1 pseudogene is annotated in these 456 nt (G+C 65.4%); it reads left to right on the top strand.

Annotated elements, in window-relative coordinates:
- Positions 1–286 precede the first annotated feature (286 nt).
- Positions 287–456 (top strand): annotated as a pseudogene (locus J0695_RS42720) (IS701 family transposase); the annotation flags it as partial.

Genomic DNA, 456 nt, shown 5'->3' with positions numbered 1-456 from the left:
AGCGTCTCGTGGGCTCGGTTGGCGGCTGCACCAAAGCTGGCGCCGGTCCGTGTGCAATCCGACAGTCTTGATTCCGACAAGTGAATTGCCTAATACTCCAGCAGTACTTCGTGGCTTGACGTGGGGAAACGTCGAGCGGTGGGAGTGTAGTGGGCAGAGCGCTGTCATGGACGGGTTCTGCCCGCAGGCCCCTCGAAGGAGTGCCCACGACGGCAAGGTCGACCCGGGCCCTGGGAAGCCTCAGGCCGTGATCACCGAACAGGCAGCCGAGACCTGGGACCGCGACCTGGACCACCTCTTCACCACCATCGGGCACCACTTCGGCCGCGTCGAACCACGCCGCCGCATGCGGGACTACGTGCGCGCACTGCTCGCCCCGGTGGCCCGCAAAAACAGCTGGCAACTCGCCGAACACGCTGGACATTCCACCCCCGACGGACTGCAGCACCTGCTCTC

Origin of the sequence: Streptomyces beijiangensis, assembly GCF_017315755.1 — a bacterium.
Lineage (GTDB): Bacteria > Actinomycetota > Actinomycetes > Streptomycetales > Streptomycetaceae > Streptomyces > Streptomyces beijiangensis.
The sequence above is the reverse complement of the archived record's forward strand: the minus strand, read 5'-3'. Positions and strand labels throughout refer to the sequence as shown.